The sequence below is a fragment of the Micromonospora arida genome (genome assembly GCF_042873195.1).
GTDB classification, from domain to species: Bacteria; Actinomycetota; Actinomycetes; order Mycobacteriales; family Micromonosporaceae; genus Micromonospora; species Micromonospora arida.
In genome coordinates, this window is record NZ_JBIALC010000001.1 from 511,610 (window position 1) to 530,562 (window position 18,953).

The window sequence follows — 18,953 nt, forward strand, 5'->3', positions numbered from 1 at the left end:
CACTCCGTGGTCAGGCGCAGCCCAGACCCTGCGAATAACTGGCCCGCAGCTTCCCGGCCGCGATCTCGTCGGCGTACTCCCAGAACACCTCCGGCCAGTCGCCAGCCTTGTCCATGTCCCGCAGCACCCGCCACCCGTGGCTGCTCCGCAGCGCCTCGACGGCCCGCCGCACCCCAGCCTCGTCCCCGCTCGCCCTCGCCCGCTGCCACTCCGCGATCCACCCGCAACCCACCCGCGACGTGACAGCGGCACCGAACTGGTAGGGATCGTTGATGCCGACGTCAACCAGCGCCGCGACGTCGAAGCCCGGCGGGAGCGGCACGTCCACGAGCACCCCGGCCGCCCGCTCCAGCGCCCGCTCGGGAGTGACGATCTCCGGCGGAAGAGCGCCCAACCACGTACGCGCATCCACCCGGACGACGTTCGCCAGGACCCGCGCGAAGTCGTTCCGGGACCAGTCACCCCCGGTACGCAACTCGACGAAGACCCCGTCACGGGGACGGAGCAACACCTCGAAGTCGCTGGCGGAATACTCGAACTGGTCACCCGGCCAGCCATCGACCTGCACAGCCTTCGGACGACTGACGGTGAGCCGGTCGGCGTAACGGTCGGCGTAACCGTCAGCCGGATACCAGTCGAACTCCAACTCGCGTCCACCGTTGCGGAACGTGATGGTGCCCGTCTCCTGGGTGAACCCGGACACGTTGGTCGCCTTCCAGCCGGGCCGGTTGATCAGCAGCCGCGGATTCTTCTCCGCGGCCCGCATCGCCACCGGCGAGTAGACGACCGGAGCACCGGCGCTGGGAGTGGAAGCCACCTCCCCGACCTCTTCGGGCTCGCGCGGCAGAACAGACACGGCCAGGACGCCGGCAAGGACCACGACCGCCGCCGCCACACCAGCCAAGCGACGCGCTCTCGGTTGCCGTCGCGGTGGTTCCACGAACCGACCGAGCGTCGACTCGGCCATGATCTCCCCCAGGAGCGTCTGCTTCACCCCGTCGAGCTGTCCGACGAGGTCCAACCGAGCGGGATCGGCCTCTCGAACCAGCCGGTCAAGGTGTTCCTCGGTCATCTCTGCTCCTTCCGGGTGGCTGTGGTCAGCACGTCGAGTACATGTCCAGGCGGCCCGAGGTCGTCACCGACCAGTTCGCGCAGCCTGGCCCGCGCACGCGACAACCGTGTCCGCACCACGGCGGGACCGACCCCGAGAACCGCGGCCACCTCGCGCGGCTGCAAGCCCTCCCACACGGTCAGCATCAACACCTCGCGGTCCAGCTCACCCAGACCCGCCAACGCCGCCTGGACAGCGAGCCGCTCAGGCACCTCACTGCCCGGATCAGCGGCCACCACGACGGCGATCTGCTCACGCAGCCGTTCACCCAGCCGCTGCCGGCGAACCCCACCCCGGTGATGATTGGCCAGCACCCGCCGGGCCACGCCGTACAGCCAGAGCCGAGCTTCACCGTCGGCCGGAATGTCATGCCTGCGCCGCCAGGCCACCAGGAAGGTCTCCGCGACGACGTCGGCCCCGTCCTCGGGATGCGCGACGCGCCGCAGCGCGTACGCCAACAACGGCTCGAAGTGCTCAAGATAGACGCGCCGGAAGCGGTCCTCGTAGTACTCAATGCCGGAGCTCACATCCACTCCATGTCCGGTGGGGCCTCAACCGTGACAGCCCTCGAAACCCACCTCGCAACGCTGGGCCCCAACAGCTGCCGGCGCAGCCGACAACCACCTACGGCGCTCCCTCAGCGGAATCCTCAACCCGGGAACACCACGAACCGCCGACGAGCGCCCACCACTGCTGGTGTTGGTAACCGACGCCCGGCGGTCCACCCGCCGCGACGACGAGAGTGCACGGGTCGACGCGGAACGAGCGTGATGCCCCTGGCTGCCTCGGTCGCCTCAGCCGCCGGCCAGCACCTCGGACAACGGCGCCGCCACCAGCCCCCGCTCACGCAGCCCGGCCAGGATGTGCGGCAACGCCTCATCGGTCATCGCCGCGTTCGCCTCGGTCACATGCATGATCACGATTGAGCCGGGGCGAACGTGGTCCAACACCGCCCGCACCAACGGCTTCCACGCCGTCGCGAATGGATCCCCGCTGACGACGTCCCCGTCGACCACCGTCACACCCAACGGTGCCAACGCGTCCAACGCCGCCGCGTCGTGGCACAAACCCGGAAACCGGAAGTACCGGGTCTGCCGACCCCCGTACGGCGCGATCACCTCGAACGTCTTCGCCACATCGCCGGCCAGCTTGTCGACCGGCAGCCGGGGCAGATCGTAACAGTCGGCGGTGAACGCCGCGTGCCCGTAGGTGTGGTTGGCCAACTCGAAGCGCGGGTTGCCCGCGATCCGCCGGGTCACGTCCGGATACCGCTTGACCCACTTGCCGGTCAGGAAGAACGTCGCCGGCACCTGCTCCCGCTCCAGCAGGTCGAGGATGCGCAGGTTCGCGTACGACTTCACCCGGCCGGCCCGCAGGCTGGCCAACATCCCGTCGGTCATGTCCGCGTCGAAGGTCAGCGCGACCCTGGCACCGGTGCGCGGCCCGTGATCCACCACTGGCGCCCTGGTCCCGATAGGCGTCGCACCCGGCACCGTGGCAACCACCGGCGGCGACGAGACGCTGGCCGACGGCACCCCCGGAGTAACACCCGTCGACGGCACCGCCGAAGAGGCACCGGCAGGGGTGGACGAGGCCGACGACCCGACGAAGACGGGCCGGTCCGGCGGTGGCACCCGGGACGCCGTACACGCGGCACCGCCGACAACGGCCACCACCGCGAGTACGCCACACCACAAGGGACGAAACCGAGCGCGAATCACGCTGCCGATCATCCCAAACGCGAGCCACCCTCACTGCCCCGCCCGCGCCCCGCCCCTGTCTCGCCGATCTTGCACTTGCGCTGAGTTTTCCGCACCGTCTCTTCCTCGTTGATGGTGGTGTTCGGGGCCGCGATGAAGGAGTTGCGTGTGGATCCACGGAGTCTGATTCCCGCCGGCGTCGATCCCATCTCGTCACCACCCCCGATGCGCCTGTCTGCGACAGCAGTGGCTGCCGCCACTCAGCGGCGATCAGGTCGGGCGCAGATCGGCGGGGGCCGTGGCCCCGGCCGGCCGCGGCGCTTCACCGACCGTGCGGTGTGACGATGACTTGGGTGCCAACGGCCACGACCTGTTCGCCAGTCAACATCGCTGGTGCCTGAAGGTGGAAGGCGGTCCCGTCGGGCAGCGGAACCTGCAGGAACCACCCGTTGAGCGTCTGCACCAGGTCGCTTACCCTGCCGTTGACCTGCACCGTGCTAACCCGCTTCGCGCCACTTACCAAGCCCATCAGATCTCTCTCGGGAGCCCCGACGAGATTGACGCTGAGTTCCTCGACGGAGTCGGGGGCGCGCAGGGTCACGATCTTGTTGTCCTTGAAGGCCGACAACCGCCAGCCCGCTGGAGCGAGACGCACCTGCAACGGCACCGGCTGGGCATCATCCGCCACGGTCGCGGCCAGCGCCCGAACCGCCGCTTCACTGCCGAAGCGACCATGGCCGGTGAGCGTGACCCACTCGCCAGGCCGGCGCTGCCAACTCAGCACCACCGACGTGCCGGACTGCGCATCATGTTCGACCACGAAGCCGGGTACGCCCTGCAACGAGACGGATCGAATCCGCTCAGGCGCGTCCTGGGGCACATACCGATCGCCGACGCCGAGGTAGACATCGCTGACGCCATCAGTCGCCCGGAAGACCGCCGTCATCACCTGCCGGTCGTTGCCCTGCTCGTCGCGGGCAACGCCGCCACTGAAGGTCGGCGCCGCCAGGCCAGCGGGGCGAGGACGCAACCCGATGGGATACACCGGCGCGTCGAACGCCACGAGTTGCACGCCCGTCGGCCGGCCGGCCGGCGCGCGATGCTCCGACAACGCGAATGAACCGCCAGCCGCCGCGGTGACCACGACAGCAACGGCGAAGCCGAGGCCAACCCGTCGATGTTGAAGCGCCCAGCTTGCGCGTCTCCAGCCCCACTGACGGCGGGCTGGCGCAGCCGGGCCCATCTCGGCCATCAATCGATGACGAGCACTGAACAGGGCCGCCGAAGACACCGGTGGCGCGTCCGGACCATGCTCGCGCAGCAATTCGAGATCGTTCATAGCAACTCCTCGTCGATCATCGCTGAGCTGAGAGATTCACGAGTCAGGCGTCGGGCCCGGTTCAGCCGGGACCGGACAGTGCCAACAGGTATGGAGAGCACCGCAGCGATCTCGACGTAGGACAACCCGGCCCACGCCGTCAGCAACAACACGTCCCGGTCCCCACGCTTCAACCGCGCCAGAGCCACAGCCAACTGCTGGCGAAGGGCCTGCGCGTCCGCCCGCTCGACGGCTTCATCGTCGCTCGACATCACATCGCTGGTGGTGGCGACCAACCGGGCCAACATGCGGTAGCGGCGCTCCTCCTGCCGCGACTGTCGGTGCAGCACGTTCGTCGCGATGCCGTACAGCCAGGCCCGCGGATCAACGCCCTGCGACCGATAAGTCGACCTCCGCCTGAACGCGATCAGAAACGTCTCAGCCAGCAGGTCGTCCGCCGCGCCACCGACCCGACGCGCCAGATACCGGTGAACGGCCACAGCATGCCGGTCGAACAGCGTCGCGAACCGCTCCGGACACTCGACCGACTCGCGCATCAACACGTCATCGCCCACTAGCTGCGACGGTGCCACGAGCTGCGCCGGTGGAGGCCGCTCCGATCGAGGGCCGGCCGGCTCACCCAAAGAAACATCCCTCGCTTCGTACGTTGCGCTCACACCTGTTTATGCCCGCAGAGCGCGACCGGGTTCACGACGCCGCCTACCAGAACCGTCTGGCCCCAACGATGTCGGCCTGGGTCGCCACGGCCACCGCGCCGACCGTCCGTGCCCCACCAGCAGTACCAGGACCACGGTCTGCCCCAAATGCCGCAACCGAAAGTGCAAGATCGGCGAGACGTGAGGGCCGGGAAGGCCCTAAGAGCGTCGATTATGGGCTTGTGGCGCCTGGTTTGGGTGGTCAAGGGCGCTTGGTCCCCCACCACAACTCCATGATCGACGGAGCAGGGGTTTTGCGACAGGGAACGAAGCACGACGGGTCCCCGAGCGACGGTGCGCCCGGGGACCCGTGGACCGCTCAGGTCACTTCGTGAAGGAGTCCTTCATGTTGCGACCAGCGTCCTTGACGTTCTGACCGGCCTGCTTGGCGCGCGCGTCGCTCTCCTGGCTGGCGCCCTCGCCACGCATCCGCTCGTTGTCGGTCATGTCGCCGACGCGCTCCCTCGCGGCGCCGGCCATCTGCTCAACCTTGTTCTTTGCCTTCTCGGTGAAGCTCATCGCGCCTCCTCGGTCTGGCGGTTGTCCCGGCTTGCTTGCCCGGTCTCCGGGTGCCGAAACCGGCGGTGCCGGTCGGCACACCGGCTAAGGCATCCTAGGAAGATAGGTAGTGAAAGGGTCGCCTGTCGGTGACGCCCCACGATGGTTAACTGACCGCATGGGAGAGCTCCTGCTGATCCGACACGGCGAGACCACCTGGAGCGCCAGCCTGCGGCACACCTCGTACACCGACCTGGAGCTGACCCCCGACGGCGAGCGACAGGCCCGCACCCTGGCCGCGTTCCTGGCCGGCCGGCGCTTCGTCACCGTGCTGAGCAGTCCCCGCTCCCGGGCGCTGCGCACCGCGCAGCTGGCCGGGCTCACCGTCGACGCCGTCGACGAGGACCTCAGCGAGTGGAACTACGGCGAGTACGAGGGCCGTACCACCGTCGACATCCACGACGACGATCCGCACTGGAACATCTGGACCGACGGCTGCCCCGGCGGGGAGTCCCCCGCGCAGGTGGGCGAGCGGCTCGACCGGGTGCTGGCCCGCGTCACCCCGCTGCTCGACCGAGGCACCGTCGCGCTGGTCGGGCACGCGCACAGCCTGCGGGTGCTCGGTGCCCGCTGGATCGGCCTGCCCCCGTCCGCCGGCGGGCGGCTACGCCTGGAGACCGCCACGGTCAGCGCGCTCGGTCACGAACACGGCCGGCAGGTCATCCTGCGGTGGAACCAGCCGGCTCCTCCGGCACCCGGGACCGCGACCGACTCGGTGCCGCAGAGCTGATCTTCGGCGGCCGGTTCTCGTACGGCGTTGACAACACCACTGTCGTCCGGGTCGTGACGTTCGCCGAGGTGCGGATCTCCTGGAGCACCCGCTCCAGGTCGGTGGGGCTGGCCACCCGCACCAGCAGCAGGTAGAAGTCCTCCCCCGCCACCGAGTAGCAGGAGTCGATCTCCGGCAGGTGGGCCAGCCGTTCCGGGGCGTCGTCCGGCTGCGACGGATCGAACGGGCGGATCGCCACGAAAGCGGTGAGCGGCAGGTCCAGCGCCTCGAACGACACCCGGGCGGCGTACCCCTTGATCACCCCGCGCTGCTCCAGCCGACGGACCCGCTGGTGCACGGCGGACACCGACAGCCCCACCCGCTCGGCCAGGTCGGTGTACGACAGACGGCCGTCGGCGGTCAGCGCGGCGACGATAGCGCGGTCGATCTCCTCCACGGCGTGCAACCTACCGGGAAATCCGTTCCACGGCGACGAGGTACCCGAGTGGCGGACCGCGGTGGGCCGTGACGCACCCACCGCAGCCCCACCACGTGGCGCCGTCAGCCCTTGGCGAGGGCCCGGGAGATCACCATCCGTTGGATCTGGTTGGTGCCCTCCACGATCTGCAACACCTTCGCCTCACGCATGTACCGCTCCACCGGGTGGTCGGCCACGTAACCCGCGCCGCCGAGCACCTGCACCGCGTCGGTGGTCACCCGCATTGCCATGTCGGTGGCGAACAGCTTCGCCTTGGCCGCCTCGATCGAGTACGGGCGGCCGGCGTCGCGCAGCCGGGCCGCCGCCAGGGTCAGCGCGCGGGCGGCGGAGATCTGGGTGGCCGCGTCGGCGAGCATGAAGCCCAGCCCCTGGAAGTCGATGATGGAGCGCCCGAACTGCTGGCGCTCCCGGGCGTAGGAGACCGCGTAGTCCAGCGCGGCCTGGGCCAGCCCGACCGCGCACGCCGCGATGCCCAGCCGGCCGGAGTCCAGCGCGGACATCGCGATGGTGAAGCCCATCCCCTCGCCGCCGATCAACCGGTCGGCCGGCACCCGCGCCTCGTCGAAGGCGATCTGCGCCACTGGTGAGGCGCGCAGCCCCATCGTCCGCTCGGCCGCCTGCGGGGTGATGCCGGCCGTGCCCGCGTCGGCGAGCAGGCAGGAGATCCCCTTCGGACCGGGTCCGCCGGTGCGGCAGAAGACGTTGTAGAAGTCGGCCGTGCGGGCGTGGGTGATCCACGCCTTGGTGCCGGAGACCAGGTACGCGTCGCCGTCGCGATCCGCCCGGGTGGTCAGGGCCGCCGCGTCCGAGCCACCCTGCGGCTCGGAGAGGCAGTACGCGCCCAGCAACTCGCCACCGAGCATGTCCGGCAGCAGCTTGCGCTGCTCGTCGCTGCCGAACGCCGCCACCGGGTAGCAGGACAGGGTGTGCACGCTGACCGCCTCGGCGACCGCGAGCCAACGGCTGGCCAGGACCTCCAGCACCTGCAGGTACACCTCGTACGGCTGCGCCGCGCCGCCGTACTCCTCGGGGTAGGGCAGGCCGAGCAGGCCGGCGCGGCCCAGCGTGCGCAGCACCTCCCGGGGAAACTCGGCGCGTTCCTCGAAGGCTGCGGCCTTCGGCGCGAGCTCGCCGTCGGCGAGCTCGGTGGCGAGACCCAGCAGGTCGTGGGCCTCGTCGGTGGGGAGGATCCGGTCGACAGTCATAGCGCGATGAGCTCCGTGGGGGTGGTGTTGAGCCGTTGCACGCCGTCCGTTGTGCAGACGACGATGTCCTCGATGCGGGCGCCGTGCCTGCCCGCCAGGTAGATGCCCGGTTCGATGGAGAACGCCATGCCGGCCTCGAGGGGTCGGTCGTTGCCGGCCACCAGGTACGGCTCCTCGTGCCCGTCCAGACCGATGCCGTGGCCGGTGCGGTGCAGGAACGCGGCACCGTAGCCGGCGCCGGCGATCGGCGCCCGGGCCGCGTCGTCGGCCGCCGCGCCGGTGATCCCGGGCCGCACCGCCGCGACGGCGGCGCGCTGGGCGTCGCACAGTACCGCGTAGTAGTCCAGGAAGTCGGCCGGCGCCGACCCGCCCGCCACATAGGTGCGGGTGCAGTCCGAGCGGTAGCCCGACGCCATCGTGCCGCCGATGTCGACCACCACCGGCTCGCCGACGCCGATCGGCCGGTCCGAGGTGCCGTGGTGCGGGCTGGCCCCGTTCGGCCCGGCCGCCACGATGACGAAGTCGACGGTGACGTGCCCGACGGCGCGGATCGCCGCGGCGATGTCGGTGGCGACCTCGGCCTCGGTGCGGCCGGGGCGCAGCCACTCGCCCATCCGCAGGTGCACCTCGTCGATCGCCGCGCCGGCCTCGGCGAGCGCCGCGACCTCTGCCGGGGACTTGCGGATCCGCAACTCGCGCAGCACCTCCCCGGCGAGCCGTTGCGCGGCGTCGGGCAACGCCGCGCGCAGGCCGAGGACCTGCTCGGCCCACATCCGGTCGGCGAGCCCGACCGCCGCGACCCGGCCGTCGAGGGCGGCGACGACCAGGGGGTACGGGTCGGTGCCGTCGACGTGGTCGACGATGCGCACTCCGGTCGCCGGCGCGGGGGACGCCTCGGCGGCCGGGCGTTCGAGCCGGGGCACGACGAGGGTCGGCTCACCCTCGGCGGGCAGCACCAGGCAGGTCAGTCGCTCCCCCGCGTGGGCGTCGTACCCGGTCAGGTACCGCAGGTCGGAGCCGGGTGTGAGCAGCAGGGCGTCCAGGCCGGCGGCGGCCGTCGCGCGCTGCGCCGCGATCAACCGGTCCGGTGGATACAGCTCGTCGATTCCCACCCCGTCAGCTTAACGGTCGTTTGGGCAAACCCCATATCGGCACCGATCGTCGGAAAATCCATCGACGTTGATTGACGCGGACAGTTAACACTCTTTAAGATTTGGCTGCCTCGAGGCCCACCCGTCCCTGCGTCCCCGCACCCCCGCCCGCGACAACCCTGCGTGGGCGGGTGTCGTCCCCCGCCCACGGGAAGGCCCCCGATGTCCTCACCACTGCGCCGCGCCCTCGCCGCCGGCCTGCTCGCGCTGGCCACGGCCGGCGCCACCCTCACCGTCACCAGCGCCCCCGCGCAGGCCGTCGTGCTGCCGAACAACTTCAAGAGCGTCGGCTACATGCCCTCCTGGGCCGGCAACATCAACACCATCCAGTACAACAAGCTCACCCACATCAACTACGCCTTCGTCCTGCCCAACAGCAACGGCACCCTGCAAGGGGTGGACGGGGCCCGGCTCTCCTCGCTGGTCTCGCAGGGGCACGCCAACAACGTCAAGGTCTCCATCGCCGTCGGCGGCTGGAACGACGGCAACGACTCGGCGTTCGAGACGCTCGCCGCCAACGCCACCAGCCGCACCAACTTCGTCAACAACCTGGTCAACTTCGTCAACCAGTACAACCTCGACGGCGTCGACATGGACTGGGAGTACCCCGACCCGGGCGCCTCGGCCAACAACTACACGGCGCTCATGACGCAACTCAGCAGCGCCCTGCACAGTCGCGGCAAGCTGCTCACCGCCGCCGTGGTCAGCGAGGGCGGCAGCGTCCAGGGCGTCCAGACGGCCGTGTTCAACCAGGTCGACTGGCTCAACATCATGGCGTACGACGGCGGAAGCCCGCACGCCAACTACGACTGGTCGATCAACAGCATCAACCTGTGGAAGGCCCGCGGCCTGCCGGCCAGCAAGGCCGTCCTCGGCATCCCGTTCTACAGCCGCCCCGTCTACTACAACTACTCGTACCTGGTCGGACTCGACCCGGCGAACGCCAACCGGGACTGCGCCACCATCGGCGGCAGCCAGCAGTGCTGGAACGGCATTCCGACCGTCAAGCGCAAGACGCAGTGGGCGCTGGCCAACGCCGGCGGCGTGATGAACTGGGAGCTGTCGCAGGACACCAGCGGCTCGACCTCACTGCTCAGCGCCATGTACGACACCATCATGGGCGGCACCACCCCGCCGCCGACCGGTCGCACCGGTCAGATCACCGGGATCGCCGGCAAGTGCGTCGACGTGGCCTCGGCGAGCACCGCCAACGGCGCCGCCGTCCAACTCTGGGGCTGCAACGGCACCAACGCGCAGACCTGGACCGCGGCCGGCGACAGCACGCTGCGCGCCCTCGGCAAGTGCGCCGACATCGCCAGCGGCTCCACCGCCAACGGCGCGAAGGTCCAACTCTGGGACTGCAACGGCAGCGGCGCGCAGGTCTGGCAGGCGCAGTCCAACGGCACGCTGCGCAACCCGCAGTCGAACAAGTGCCTCGACGCGAGCGACAACAGCTCCGCCGACGGCACCCGGTTGCAGATCTGGGACTGCTTCGCCGGCGCCAACCAGCGCTGGACGCTCCCCGCCTGACGGTTCGATCGCAACGATCCCCGGTCGACGCCCCGCGTCAGCCGGGGATCCCTGCGTGCTCGCGGACCAGGGTGAGCATCTCCTCCACCGAGCCGGCCGGGTCGGTGACCGGGAACTGCACGGCTCGCACCACCGCCTGCGGGTCGACCAGCAGCGTCAGCCGCTTGAACCGGGTCATCCCACCGGCGCGGAAGACGGGCAGCAACAGCCCGGCGGCCAGCCGGCCGTCCTGGTCGGACAGCAGCGGAAACGGCAGCCCGGCGTACGCGGAGAAGTCGGCGAGCTGGTCCGGCCGCTGCGTGCTGATCCCGTACACCCGTACCCCGGCGGCCTGGAAGTCCGGGTGCCGCTTCGCGTAGGTGGTCGATTCGAGGGTGCAGCCCCGGGCACCGGGGATCTCCGACCAGGCCGGCGGATAGCCCTGCGTCCCCGGCGCGTACGCCCCGGGGAAGAGGTAGAGGACGCTCCACGCGCCCATCGCGGCCACCGACACAGGCTGACCGTCGACACCCGGCAGCACGGCCTCGGGCAACCGCCGCCCGATCAGGTCGCGTGCCCGGCGCGCCTCGGCAGACCCGGCGTCGGCCGTCGCGGTCAACTCTCCGTCACCCATCAGATGCCTCGTCCCCCAGTCCTGGAGGGCGATCAGCACCGGTAGGAGCCCTTCGCCCTTCGCGGTGAGCAGGTAGTCGTAGCGCGGCGGGTGTCGTGAGTACGGCCGGCGCTCCAACACGCCGTGCTCGACCAGCGCGCCGAGGCGTTCGGTCAGCGCCCGTCGGCTGACGCCCAGCTCACGTTGCAGCCCGTCGAAGCGGGTCGTCCCGCCGGCGACGTCGCGCACGATGAGGAACGTCCACCAGTCCCCCAGTACGCCGAGCGCCTGCGCGATGCCGCAGTCCGCATCGGCAAGATCCTCTCGCCGCACCCGCTACCTCCGTCGCTCCCACTCCGACTATAGTACGTTCCAGTTTGAAACTCACTGGCTTGGCGAACGGGGGTCGGCGACATGCACGTCGACGGTCGGTGTCGGGGTCGGCGACCGGGTGGCTGATCAGACGCTGCCGGCGATCCGGCGTACCCGGGCCGCCTCGGTGAGGACATCGACGCTGTGCACGTACTGGTCGACCGCACCCACCAGCGGCCGGGCACGCAGCGCCGGCTCGGTCACCGCGGCACTCAGCGCGGCGGCGATCCGCTCGGCGCGCAGCACCAGGAAGGGGCGGCTGTGGAACGGCTGCGCCCGGGCGCGCACCGGCACCGCGAGACGGGTGTCGTCGGTCCATCGGGCCACCGTCTCCAGGGCCTTGACCAGCCCCGTCTGACGCCGCGCCCAGTCGCCCGGGCCGAGCGCGTCGGCCAGCGCCACGACCACCGGCTCGGCGCCGTCAAGCCGGCCGAAGACAGTGCCGAGCCACTTGTCGTACGGCGGCCAACGCCGGTGCAGCAGCAGACCGAGCCGCATGAGATCCCGGGCCAGCCCGGCGGTCACCACCCGACTGCCCAGATCGTCACCGACCTCGGCACACCGGCCGGGCAGGTGCTCCGCCTGGGCGATCCGGGTCCAGGCGGAGGCGAGTACGTGGCGCCACACGTCCGTCGGATACCAGCTGACCGCCGTACGCCGGGCCCTCAGCGCTCCACCGAGACCGTCGTGGAAGACCGCGCCGCCGGTCACCTCCGCCAGCCGCTGGGTCGGGGTGGCCAGCCAGTCCGCCGTGGTGACCCCTGCGGCCGGGTCGAAGCCGAGCCGGTCGCGCCACCAGCCGCCCAGTTCGGCGACGTCGACCCCGTGCCGGCTGCCCGCCGGGTCGGAAACGCCCAGCCGCCCGTCCTCGCCGACGAAGCGGGTCGGCCAGCCGAAGAACTCCACCGGCAGGTCGGCGTCGAGCGCGGCGCGCAGCACGGGGACGCGGGCCACCTCGGCTGCCGGGACGAACAGCTGCACGCGTGGCCCCCAGTCGTGGTCGGTGGACCGCACGGTGTCCAGGCCGAGCACCTCCGAGCCGCCGTCGAGCAGTCCGGCCGCGTACGGCAGAGCGGGACACCGGCGGCGCAGGATCGGCGCGACCACCTCGTCGTGGTAGCGACGGGCCAACGTCAGGCCGGGAAGGAACGCCATACCCGCAGTCTGCGCCGCGCGGCGACCAGCCCGCACCGTCGTTTTCCGGCCCGGCGCGTCCTCCGCGGCCCTAGCCTGGGGTCGGGGTCCCGCGCGGGCGACCCCGACCGGGAGGACCGAGGTGGCAGCGAACCAGGCGAGCAGGGCGGCGACCCGCCGTCGCCGTCAACTGTGGGCCGGGGTCCTCGCACTCGTCGGCCTCGTCCTGCTGGTCATCGGCGTCACCGTCGCCGACGGCGTCGCGGCCTGGGTCGAGGTGGTGGTCGCGGTCCTGCTGCTGGTGACCAGCTACGTCGTGCAACACCTGGCCCGACGGGAGACCGTCTATCGGCCCGACGAGCGACGCTGACACCACCAGCGGCCGGGCGTACCCCGGATCGTCGGACGGTTGTGCCAGGCTGTCCGGCGTGGCACACCGACCCCCGATCCTGCTGATCGACTCAGCCAGCCTCTACTTCCGGGCCTACTTCGGCATTCCGGAGTCCGCCGCCAGGGCCGAGGACGGCACCCCGGTCAACGCGGTGCGCGGCTTCCTCGACATGCTCGCCACCCTGATCCGGGTGCGGGGCGCCGACCGGATGATCTGCGCCCTGGACTACGACTGGCGCCCGGCGTGGCGGGTCGACCTGCTGCCGTCGTACAAGGCGCACCGGGTCGCCCCGCAGGGCGGCGAGATCGTTCCGGACACCCTCTCCCCGCAGGTGCCGATGATCCTGGAGGTGCTCACCGCCGTGGGCATCACCGCGGTCGGCGCGACCGGCTACGAGGCCGACGACGTGCTCGGCACCCTCTCGGTGACCCAGCCCGGCCCGGTCGAGGTGGTCTCCGGTGACCGGGACCTGTTCCAGCTCGTCGACGACGCCCGACCGGTCCGACTGCTCTACGTGGGGCGCGGCGTCGCCAAGCTCGACGACTGCGACGACGCCGCCGTACGGGCCCGCTACGGCGTGCCCGCCGACCGGTACGCCGACTTCGCCGCGTTGCGCGGCGACCCGAGTGACGGGTTGCCCGGGGTGGCCGGCGTCGGCGACAAGACCGCCGCCCGGCTCATCGAGCGGTACGGCAGCATCGCCGGCATCCTGGCCGCGCTCGACGACTCCGACTCGTCCTTCGCACCGGGTCTGCGCGCCAAGCTGGTCGCGGCGCGCGATTACCTGGGCGTCGCGCCGACGGTGGTCCGGGTCGCCCTGGACGTGCCCCTGCCGGAGCTGCCCACCGCGCTGCCGAGCGCGCCGGCCGACCCGGACCGGCTGCTCCAGCTCGCCCAACGATGGAACCTGGCCGGCTCGGCCCGCCGCCTGGTCGACGCCCTCGCCGCCCCCCGTGGCGGCGAGAAGCCGTCGACATCCCCGCAAGCGGGGTAACCGCCGGACACAACCCGGTTGAGGGACGAGCGGGCGAACGCGGGATCCCGCGCTCCCCGCTCGTTACCGTCCGTAAAGGTGGACCGGACAGGTCCGTCGAGTCGAGCGGTTCCGCAGGAGTTTCCCGTGCACCTCGCCGCGCCGGAGCCCGGATCACCACGGGCCAGCGGTCCCCCGGTGCGCGACCCGGAGGGCCCGCGCCGGGTCACCCTCCTCGAACTCTTCTTCGACCTGGTGTACGTGGTCGCGCTCGCGCTCATCTCGCGGGGAATGGTCGACCAGCTCGACTGGCACCGGGCCGCCGAGGCACTGATCATGCTGGCCGCCGTGTGGTGGACCTGGGCGATCACCACGCTGGTCACCGACCTGTACAACCCGGAACGCACCGAGATCAAGCTGCTGATCAGTGCCGTGATGTTCGGCGCGCTGCTGATGACCACGGCGATTCCGGAGGCGTTCAACAACCGAGGGCTCGTCTTCGCCGGCACCTACGTGGCGATCCACCTGGGGCGTGGGCTGTTCCTGATGCCGGCGGTACGCCGCGAACCACAGACGCAGCGTCGGGCCGCCCGCATCTTCGTCTGGTTCGTGGTGTCGGCGATCCCGTGGCTCATCGGCGCATTCGTCAGCGGAGACGCCCGGATCGTGTGCTGGGCCATCGCGCTCGCCATCGACTACCTCGGCTTCCGACTCGCGTACCCGGTGCCGGGGCTCGGCGTGGTGCCCGAGAAGCAGCGCAACGTCACAGCGGAGCATCTCTCCGAGCGCTACCAGCAGTTCTTCATCATCGCGCTCGGCGACGCGATCCTGACTATCGGCACCATGTTCAGCATGGAGCACACCGAGGCCGAGAACATCGGGGCTTTCGCTGTGGCGTTCCTGACCACGCTGCTGCTCTGGCGGATCTACGTGCACAAGTCCGGCGAGCTGCTGCCGACCGCCATCAAGGCGGCCGAGTCGCCCAGCAAGTTCCTGTTCAGCGCGCCGTACACCCATCTGTTGATGATTTCCGGCGTGGTCACCACGGCGGCCGGCTTCCACCTGGTGCTGCACGAGCCGACCGGACGGACACCGCCGGCCTGGCTGGCGGTGATCCTCGGCGGCCCGGCGCTGTTCCTGGCCGGCCGGGCCTCGTTCGAGTACGAGGTGTTCAGCCGGGTGTCGTGGTCCCGACCCGGCGGGGTGCTGGCGCTGCTGACCATCGCCCCCGGCCTGCTGTACCTGCCGCCGGTGTTCGCCTCCCTCGGTGGGCTGCTGGTCCTGGTCGGCGTTGCCTACGCGGACTTCCGGCGTAGCCACGGCAAGCCGCCGGAGGCCCCGTCACCGCCGCACTGAACCACACCCGCCAATCACCGCGGAATCACCGCCGGCCAGCAGCCGGCCGGCGTCGGGCACGTACGGCTCGACACCCAGACCGGTGAGCAGTTGATGCACGGTCGCCGTCGCCGCGGTGAGCACCGGGCGGCCGAGACGGGCCTCCACCTGCGGCACGGCCGCCAACGACGGCAGCTGCACGCAGGCGGAGAGGACCACCGCGTCCACGCAGGTCACGTCCAGCCGATCGGCCAGCTCGACCAGACGCGCCGCGGGGATGCGCCCGACCGCCACGTTGTCCGGCTCGCAGAGGCTCACCGCGTCGGTCACCTCCACGCCGTACGCGGCGAGGTAGGCGGCGACGGTCGCGGTCAACGGCGGCAGGTACGGCGCGATCAGCGCCACCCGGCGGGCACCCAGCGCCCGCAGCCCGCCGACCAACGCGCCGGCACTGGTCACCACCGGCATGTCGTGCCCGGCGCGACCGGCCGCGCGGCCCAACCGCCGCTCGGCCCGCTCGTGCGCGCCGGTGCCCTCGCACATCACCGCCACCAGACAGGCGTACGCGAGCACGTCGCAGCGGGCGTCGGCCAGCTCGGCGGCACACCGCAGGGCGGAGCGGTTCATCCGGGCCAACTCGTCGGCGGTCACCTGACGCAGCCGGACCCGACTGGAATGGGTGGTGAAGCGGACCGTCGGATCGACGACCTCGCGTCGGCGCAGCATCGCCGGGATCTCGGTTTCCATTGTGGTGTTGGAACTGGGCACCACCAGGCCGATGCGGTAGCCGCTCACACCAGTGCCCCGGCGTACCCCCGGACCTGCAATCGTTGCCGGGCACCTCCGGCCAGGCGCACCTGTAGGCCGAGCGGCGCGGCGGCGCGGCGAACGTCGTCCAGGTGCAGCGATCCGTGCCGGTCCACGGTGAGCACCGGCGGTTCTTCGAGGTCACCCTCCGGCGCGTGGAACGAGAGCAGGGTGACCGAGGTGGTGAGGTAGCCCGGGTACGCGGCGCGGGCCGCGGCCTCGTCCCGGTGGACCAGCACCACCAGATCGTCGAGGTGGGCGAAGTCGGCGGCGAGGGCACCCGCCTTCCAGTGCGCCGGTTCCTCCGTCGCACCGGTGAGATGCCGGGAGCGGTTCGCCGAGGTGATGTAGAGGTGATCCGTTCCGGTCTCGGCGAGCGCCCGCTCGAAGAAGACGTTGGACGGGCAGGTCAGCCCTGGTGCGATCACCTGGGTGGTCCGCATCCCCTGGTCGATCTGGGTGAGGTGCTCGGGGAGCCGATCCGCCGCGGGCCCGCGGAAGCCGAACGGACCGGCCCCGTAGAGGGCGTCCATCAGCGCCCGCACCCGACCGACCGGCAACCGCGGCGAGATCCGCGTCCAGTCGAACATGCCGGGAATCCGGCCGATCGCTGTGGTGATGCTGCCGACCTGGTGTGCCGGTCGGCCCTTGGCCAGGTTGACCCGACGTACGGTGGCCGCGTCGGGCCGCGTCACGATGACGTAGAAGTTGGCGAACGCCGCCGCGACGATCGCGCCGCCAGCAAGCGCGCGGGCCGCGACCGCGACGTCCTCGGGGCGGTCGATATAGAGGGGCGGTGTCGGGGCGTCCATGAGTCCTCCTCGGCGGGGCCGTGAGGCAGTTCTACGTCCACTCCCCCGGATGACGGCGAGGTCGGTCGCCGATCCGATAGCCGACAGGCGCTACCCGGTGCGGGCGGCGGATGCCCGGGCGGTACGCAACGGCGGACGGCATCGGCCGGATGGGGGATCCGACGGGCGGTCGTAGCACGCAACCGTTAGCCGCGCGACCCGATTGGGTACAACGGCTGCACCTCAGATCCACCACATACCTCAGGAGGCAGCGATGCGCGGCACCTCGATTCTCGGAGTCATCGTCGTGATCTGGTTGGTGATCGGCGCCATCGCCGGTGGCCAGCGCGGTTACTACAGCGGCGACGACACCAACTGCGCCGAGGCCGGCACCATCCTGGTCACCATCGTGGCCGGGCCGTTGAACTACATCGGCGCCAACCCGAAGGTCGACTGCAAGCTGCCCGAGCCTTCCAAGTAGGCAACAGACGTAGACCGGCCCGTGCCCTCGCAGTGGGGGCGCGGGCCGGTGCAGTTTTCGGCGAGGTCGCTCCGGAGCACTAGCCCACCTCCTCCCCGAACCGTCGAACGGTCGACCGGTCGCGTCCCCAGGCGGCCAGCGGCTCGAGGGCGTCGTTGAGGCGCGTGCCGTCCTCGGTCAACGAGTACTCGACGCGGGGCGGCACCTCGTCGTAGGAGACGCGGCGTACGATGCCGTCCGCCTCCATCTCCCGTAGGTGGGAGGCCAGCACCTTCTCCGTGATCCCCGGAAGCAGTCGACGCAGCTCGCCGAAGCGACGCAGGGGGTGCTCGTGGAGCGCCCAGAGGATCAGCACCTTCCACTTGCCGCCGATCACCTCCATCGCGGTGTCGATACCGCAGGCGTGTCCGTCCGCGGTGCCCGGCCGGTTCACCGTCGCCATACCCACCCCTCCGACGTGCTCGCTCACCCCCGGGTAACCACGCACCTCGAAGTGCGTACTTGATCACCTGGGGGTCGATGACCAGCCTAATCGGCATGGAACCGAACACTGTGGAGAAGCCCTCCGTCACGATGCTGGGACTCGGCGCGATGGGTACCGCGCTTGCCCGAGCCTGGCTTGTCGCCGGCTACCCGCTCACCGTCTGGAACCGCACCCCGGCCCGCGCCGCAGCGCTCGCGCCCGAAGGGGCAAGGGTCGCGGGCAGCGCCGCACAGGCGGTCGCGGCGAGCACCCTGGTCGTCGTCTGCCTGTTGGACGAGAGCTCGGTCGACCAGGTGCTGGCCGACGTGGACCTGGTCGGCCGGGATCTGGTCAACCTGACCACCAGCACCCCTGCCCAGGCCCGCGCCCGCGCGGCGTGGGCCCGCCGACGCGGCGCACGCTACCTGGACGGTGGAATCATGGCTGTCCCACCGATGGTCGGCGTCCCGACGGCCGGCGGCTACGTCTTCTACAGCGGCTCACGAGCGCTGTTCGAACGGCACCGGGAGACGCTGGGCGTTCCGGTCGGCACCACCTACGTCGGTGAGGACGCGGGCTTCGCGGCCCTGCACGACGTGGCTCTCCTCAGCGCCATGTACGGGATGTTCGCCGGGGCCGCACACGCCTTCGCCCTGATCCGCCGGGAGGACATCGACCCGTCGGCGCTCGCCGCACTGCTCGCCGACTGGCTCGTCGCGATGGTCCCGGCGGTTCACCAGACCGCCGACCAGCTGCGCAGCGGGGACTACACCCATGGAGTCGTCTCCCCTCTCGCCATGCAGGTGGCCGGCACGCCGACCTTTCTGAGCACCGCTCAGCAGCAGGGCGTCAGCCCCGAACTGCTCCGCCCCTACTTCGACCTGATGCGCCGCCGCCTGGCGGAGGGCGGTGGCGAGGAGGACCTGACGGGCGTCATTGATCTGCTGGTGCGGTGACGGTGTCCGGTGGCTGAAGGCGGTCCTTCGCGCCTGCCGTCGTCCACCGCACATCGCCTAAGGCATCCTAGGAGGCTGGTTTGCGGCTCGGCGGCGTTTGTCCGTGCCGGTGCCGGGAACCGCCGATGCCTCAGTCAGCGAACGGGATCGGGAGTGCGGGC

At 70.9% G+C, this 18,953-nt stretch carries 21 protein-coding genes; 7 read left to right on the forward strand and 14 right to left on the reverse strand.

What is annotated here, in order from left to right; translation table 11 throughout:
* Positions 1-10 precede the first annotated feature (10 nt).
* From ACFYP0_RS02575 to ACFYP0_RS02600, 6 genes are all read right to left on the reverse strand, one after another.
* Positions 11-1,072, reverse strand: coding sequence for a hypothetical protein (locus ACFYP0_RS02575; protein ID WP_355493565.1), 1,062 nt, complete (start codon positions 1,070-1,072; stop codon positions 11-13).
* Positions 1,069-1,638 carry an RNA polymerase sigma factor gene (locus tag ACFYP0_RS02580; protein WP_355493566.1) on the reverse strand — a complete coding sequence of 190 codons (570 nt, stop codon included), beginning with the start codon at positions 1,636-1,638 and terminating at the stop codon, positions 1,069-1,071. The genes ACFYP0_RS02575 and ACFYP0_RS02580 overlap by 4 nt, the downstream gene beginning before the upstream one ends.
* Positions 1,639-1,905: 267 nt before the next feature.
* On the reverse strand, positions 1,906-2,565 hold the full coding sequence (locus ACFYP0_RS02585; RefSeq protein WP_386994079.1) for a polysaccharide deacetylase family protein: 660 nt from the start codon (positions 2,563-2,565) through the stop codon (positions 1,906-1,908).
* A 568-nt stretch (positions 2,566-3,133) separates the two neighbouring features.
* Positions 3,134-4,150, reverse strand: coding sequence for a hypothetical protein (locus ACFYP0_RS02590; protein WP_355493568.1), 1,017 nt, complete (start codon positions 4,148-4,150; stop codon positions 3,134-3,136).
* Entirely contained in the window at positions 4,147-4,686 is a 540-nt protein-coding gene (locus tag ACFYP0_RS02595; RefSeq protein WP_355493665.1) for an RNA polymerase sigma factor, read from the reverse strand. Before ACFYP0_RS02595 ends, ACFYP0_RS02590 begins: the two co-directional genes overlap by 4 nt.
* Positions 4,687-5,169: 483 nt before the next feature.
* Positions 5,170-5,364 carry a CsbD family protein gene (locus ACFYP0_RS02600; RefSeq protein WP_124856785.1) on the reverse strand — a complete coding sequence of 65 codons (195 nt, stop codon included), beginning with the start codon at positions 5,362-5,364 and terminating at the stop codon, positions 5,170-5,172.
* A 157-nt stretch (positions 5,365-5,521) separates the two neighbouring features.
* On the opposite strand from ACFYP0_RS02600, the gene ACFYP0_RS02605 reads away from it, so the two are divergent.
* Entirely contained in the window at positions 5,522-6,133 is a 612-nt protein-coding gene (locus ACFYP0_RS02605) for a histidine phosphatase family protein (RefSeq protein ID WP_124856788.1), read from the forward strand.
* On the opposite strand, the gene ACFYP0_RS02610 is transcribed toward ACFYP0_RS02605, so the two are convergent.
* From ACFYP0_RS02610 to ACFYP0_RS02620, 3 genes are all read right to left on the reverse strand, one after another.
* Positions 6,063-6,569 (reverse strand): Lrp/AsnC family transcriptional regulator, encoded by a 507-nt coding sequence (locus tag ACFYP0_RS02610; protein WP_112732312.1) that lies wholly within the window; start codon positions 6,567-6,569, stop codon positions 6,063-6,065. The genes ACFYP0_RS02605 and ACFYP0_RS02610 overlap by 71 nt on opposite strands.
* A gap of 104 nt (positions 6,570-6,673) precedes the next feature.
* Complete coding sequence (locus ACFYP0_RS02615) at positions 6,674-7,816, reverse strand: acyl-CoA dehydrogenase family protein (protein WP_355493569.1); 1,143 nt, start codon at positions 7,814-7,816, stop codon at positions 6,674-6,676.
* Positions 7,813-8,928 carry a M24 family metallopeptidase gene (locus tag ACFYP0_RS02620; protein ID WP_356977731.1) on the reverse strand — a complete coding sequence of 372 codons (1,116 nt, stop codon included), beginning with the start codon at positions 8,926-8,928 and terminating at the stop codon, positions 7,813-7,815. Before ACFYP0_RS02620 ends, ACFYP0_RS02615 begins: the two co-directional genes overlap by 4 nt.
* A 201-nt stretch (positions 8,929-9,129) precedes the next feature.
* On the opposite strand from ACFYP0_RS02620, the gene ACFYP0_RS02625 reads away from it, so the two are divergent.
* Positions 9,130-10,497 carry a glycosyl hydrolase family 18 protein gene (locus ACFYP0_RS02625; protein WP_355493570.1) on the forward strand — a complete coding sequence of 456 codons (1,368 nt, stop codon included), beginning with the start codon at positions 9,130-9,132 and terminating at the stop codon, positions 10,495-10,497.
* Positions 10,498-10,534: 37 nt separating this feature from the next.
* Here ACFYP0_RS02625 and ACFYP0_RS02630 read toward each other — a convergent pair whose 3' ends face one another.
* Positions 10,535-11,422, reverse strand: coding sequence for a winged helix-turn-helix transcriptional regulator (locus tag ACFYP0_RS02630; protein ID WP_355493571.1), 888 nt, complete (start codon positions 11,420-11,422; stop codon positions 10,535-10,537).
* 126 nt (positions 11,423-11,548) lie between these two features.
* Positions 11,549-12,616 carry a DUF4037 domain-containing protein gene (locus ACFYP0_RS02635; RefSeq protein WP_386994083.1) on the reverse strand — a complete coding sequence of 356 codons (1,068 nt, stop codon included), beginning with the start codon at positions 12,614-12,616 and terminating at the stop codon, positions 11,549-11,551.
* Between the two features lie 121 nt (positions 12,617-12,737).
* Between ACFYP0_RS02635 and ACFYP0_RS02640 the strand changes: the two genes are divergently transcribed.
* From ACFYP0_RS02640 to ACFYP0_RS02650, 3 genes are all read left to right on the forward strand, one after another.
* Positions 12,738-12,965 (forward strand): hypothetical protein, encoded by a 228-nt coding sequence (locus ACFYP0_RS02640; protein ID WP_124856806.1) that lies wholly within the window; start codon positions 12,738-12,740, stop codon positions 12,963-12,965.
* A 58-nt stretch (positions 12,966-13,023) separates the two neighbouring features.
* A complete protein-coding gene (locus tag ACFYP0_RS02645; RefSeq protein ID WP_386994085.1) occupies positions 13,024-13,980 on the forward strand; it encodes a 5'-3' exonuclease in 957 nt (318 codons plus the stop codon).
* A 78-nt stretch (positions 13,981-14,058) separates the two neighbouring features.
* Positions 14,059-15,315 carry a low temperature requirement protein A gene (locus ACFYP0_RS02650; protein ID WP_386994087.1) on the forward strand — a complete coding sequence of 419 codons (1,257 nt, stop codon included), beginning with the start codon at positions 14,059-14,061 and terminating at the stop codon, positions 15,313-15,315.
* On the opposite strand, the gene ACFYP0_RS02655 is transcribed toward ACFYP0_RS02650, so the two are convergent.
* Together ACFYP0_RS02655 and ACFYP0_RS02660 are read right to left on the reverse strand one after the other, a co-directional pair.
* The gene (locus ACFYP0_RS02655; protein WP_386994089.1) at positions 15,301-16,089 is read right to left on the reverse strand and encodes a maleate cis-trans isomerase family protein; all 789 of its coding nucleotides are present in this window, start codon (positions 16,087-16,089) and stop codon (positions 15,301-15,303) included. The two genes, ACFYP0_RS02650 and ACFYP0_RS02655, sit on opposite strands and share 15 nt — an antisense overlap.
* Entirely contained in the window at positions 16,086-16,913 is an 828-nt protein-coding gene (locus ACFYP0_RS02660) for a hypothetical protein (protein WP_386994090.1), read from the reverse strand. Before ACFYP0_RS02660 ends, ACFYP0_RS02655 begins: the two co-directional genes overlap by 4 nt.
* Positions 16,914-17,166: 253 nt before the next feature.
* Here ACFYP0_RS02660 and ACFYP0_RS02665 point away from each other — a divergent pair, with 253 nt between their 5' ends.
* Positions 17,167-17,373, forward strand: a complete 207-nt coding sequence (locus ACFYP0_RS02665; RefSeq protein WP_007460667.1) for a hypothetical protein — start codon at positions 17,167-17,169, stop codon at positions 17,371-17,373.
* A 79-nt stretch (positions 17,374-17,452) separates the two neighbouring features.
* Here ACFYP0_RS02665 and ACFYP0_RS02670 read toward each other — a convergent pair whose 3' ends face one another.
* The gene (locus tag ACFYP0_RS02670; RefSeq protein WP_386994092.1) at positions 17,453-17,815 is read right to left on the reverse strand and encodes a winged helix-turn-helix transcriptional regulator; all 363 of its coding nucleotides are present in this window, start codon (positions 17,813-17,815) and stop codon (positions 17,453-17,455) included.
* Positions 17,816-17,910: 95 nt separating this feature from the next.
* On the opposite strand from ACFYP0_RS02670, the gene ACFYP0_RS02675 reads away from it, so the two are divergent.
* Positions 17,911-18,792: an NAD(P)-dependent oxidoreductase gene (locus ACFYP0_RS02675; RefSeq protein WP_356977719.1), complete on the forward strand. Its 882-nt coding sequence runs from the start codon at positions 17,911-17,913 to the stop codon at positions 18,790-18,792.
* The last annotated feature ends 161 nt before the right edge of the window (positions 18,793-18,953 follow it).

Bases quoted from the DNA above. Each gene is read 5' to 3' on its own strand.
- ACFYP0_RS02575 (WP_355493565.1), bottom strand. From the start codon at position 1,072: ATGACCGAGGAACACCTTGACCGGCTGGTTCGAGAGGCCGATCCCGCT.
- ACFYP0_RS02590 (WP_355493568.1), bottom strand. From the start codon at position 4,150: ATGAACGATCTCGAATTGCTGCGCGAGCATGGTCCGGACGCGCCACCG.
- ACFYP0_RS02595 (WP_355493665.1), bottom strand. From the start codon at position 4,686: ATGCGCGAGTCGGTCGAGTGTCCGGAGCGGTTCGCGACGCTGTTCGAC.
- ACFYP0_RS02600 (WP_124856785.1), bottom strand. From the start codon at position 5,364: ATGAGCTTCACCGAGAAGGCAAAGAACAAGGTTGAGCAGATGGCCGGC.
- ACFYP0_RS02605 (WP_124856788.1), top strand. From the start codon at position 5,522: ATGGGAGAGCTCCTGCTGATCCGACACGGCGAGACCACCTGGAGCGCC.
- ACFYP0_RS02615 (WP_355493569.1), bottom strand. From the start codon at position 7,816: ATGACTGTCGACCGGATCCTCCCCACCGACGAGGCCCACGACCTGCTG.
- ACFYP0_RS02625 (WP_355493570.1), top strand. From the start codon at position 9,130: ATGTCCTCACCACTGCGCCGCGCCCTCGCCGCCGGCCTGCTCGCGCTG.
- ACFYP0_RS02635 (WP_386994083.1), bottom strand. From the start codon at position 12,616: ATGGCGTTCCTTCCCGGCCTGACGTTGGCCCGTCGCTACCACGACGAG.
- ACFYP0_RS02660 (WP_386994090.1), bottom strand. From the start codon at position 16,913: ATGGACGCCCCGACACCGCCCCTCTATATCGACCGCCCCGAGGACGTC.
- ACFYP0_RS02665 (WP_007460667.1), top strand. From the start codon at position 17,167: ATGCGCGGCACCTCGATTCTCGGAGTCATCGTCGTGATCTGGTTGGTG.
- ACFYP0_RS02670 (WP_386994092.1), bottom strand. From the start codon at position 17,815: ATGGCGACGGTGAACCGGCCGGGCACCGCGGACGGACACGCCTGCGGT.
- ACFYP0_RS02675 (WP_356977719.1), top strand. From the start codon at position 17,911: ATGGAACCGAACACTGTGGAGAAGCCCTCCGTCACGATGCTGGGACTC.